Below are 1,940 nucleotides of genomic sequence, written 5' to 3'. Positions count from 1 at the left end.
GACAGGAGGTCCTATAGCATAAATGAGATGTAAATTCAATGGGATATCCGCCACAAGATAGTCTTATGCATAGGTGCAATTTCACGGATTAAGGCCAAATGTCACACTACTGCATTGGGGGGCGACAAAGGGTATGTCGTAAATCAACGTGCAAGTGTCACAGGGGCTCATTGGGGTGTGACGCTTTGATGCTCACTCCAAGTGTCACGCCTTTGCATCGGCCTGTGACACCGGATGCAGGGTGTCACAAGCCGGAATCAGGAGACACTGTGACATTTGAGGAAAATCCCCCGATGTCACACTGTGACATTTGAGGGGATAAAAGGAGGGATTGTCGGCATGGGGTCAGTTAGAGGAGTTCACCCAGAGTGCGGGAGATGGGAACGAATAGTTCAACTTCGGCAATGGTTGTGATTCCCTGACGTACCAGATCAATTGCGTTTTTCTGCATATCCTTCTGGTGGCAGAGATCCATGGCTGTTGCGCTTTCGATGAATCCATTGGTTTTTTGCACATGTTCTTTGACGTTCTTCGTCATGATAAGCATCTCCCACAGGACGGTCCTGCCCTTGTATCCTTCGTCGCACTCCGTACATCCCACAGGGACCCAGAATCCGGATTCGTCAAACAGATCCCCGTAGGCTTTTCTGTAATCGTCGGGATCCATATATTCCGATGGATCCGTTATGTGTCTTCGGCACTTGGGGCAGAGTTTACGAACCAGTCGCTGAGCAATACATCCCTTCACACAGGATAGAATCTGATCCATATCGACGCCCAGGTTCATGAGCCGCGGGATGACTTCCGCAGCAGTATTGGCGTGGACTGTTGCGAAGACCAGGTGGCCCGTGAGGGCGGCTCTTACGGATTCTTCCGCCGTCTCTTGATCGCGAATCTCGCCGACCAGGATTACGTCCGGATCCTGACGCAGGAAGGTGCGTACTGCATTGGCGAAAGTGACGTTCCTGTCCCGGCACACCTCTACTTGGATGACTCCATCCAGGGGTAGTTCGACCGGATCCTCGATGGCGAGGATTTTGACCGGTTTCCGCCGAATGATATCCATCATGGCATACAAGGTCGTGGTTTTCCCGCTTCCCGTGGGGCCTGCCATCAGGATTATCCCGTAGGGAATACGCAGTAGATGCTCGATTGTCGTGACGCTCTCATCGGGATATCCGAGCTCCGGTAGGGGGGTGATCCCCTGGTTCTTGCGGTACAGCAATCGGAGTACAATGGAGGCTTGTGATGATCTACTTTCCTCGAATCCGCTGGCGTGATGTGGAATCGGGATCGAGCTGACACGCACGAATATCTGTTTGCCCATGATGGTGGCGGTAAATGACGAGTCCGAGAGCCATCCGAACCTGGATACCTCCAGCTGAGACAATTCATAAATTTTGTTCATCAGGCGTTCGTGAAAGTCTAGCCCATATTTGTATCGGGACACTTCCTTGAGTATTCCGTCCTGTCGAAAACGCACAACCGTATTGCCTTGGCGTGGCTCAATATGTATATCCGAGATTCCCTGCAGGACCGCTCTTTCAAGAATGTCATTCAGCACGGAAGAAGGATCTTCTGCATCTTCGACATGAATTGACGCAGCATTTTGTAGGAGTCGATAAACGTTAACGGGGACAGTAAGAGTTAGTTTGTGTCCCCGAAGGGATAGATCCAGGTAAGGATCATGCGTCAACAAAATGCCGTCGGTAGTCGGTACACATCCTTTTGCTTTGGCACCTGAATCAGTGAGATTTGATTGGGTGGACTGACGTGCATGGATTCGGAACCCATTTTGAGGGTCACCGACGCCCCAGTTCAGCCACTTTTTCGGGTCATCGCCTTTTCAAGGACTGAAAAGCCCTCATGACGATGCCATCTCAGACATTTTCGGACACACCTCACCCCCTTATGGCCGAAGGAGCTTTCAGGCTTTTGCG

1 protein-coding gene is annotated in these 1,940 nt (G+C 51.2%); it reads right to left on the bottom strand.

The features are described from left to right. Positions 1-349: 349 nt before the first annotated feature. Positions 350-1,564, bottom strand: coding sequence for a GspE/PulE family protein (locus B9A12_RS16520; protein WP_170920707.1), 1,215 nt, complete (start codon positions 1,562-1,564; stop codon positions 350-352). Between the last annotated feature and the right edge of the window lie 376 nt (positions 1,565-1,940).

This window comes from Desulfacinum hydrothermale DSM 13146 (genome assembly GCF_900176285.1).
Classification (GTDB): domain Bacteria; phylum Desulfobacterota; class Syntrophobacteria; order Syntrophobacterales; family DSM-9756; genus Desulfacinum; species Desulfacinum hydrothermale.
This window is presented reverse-complemented; position numbering and strand designations above follow the sequence as displayed.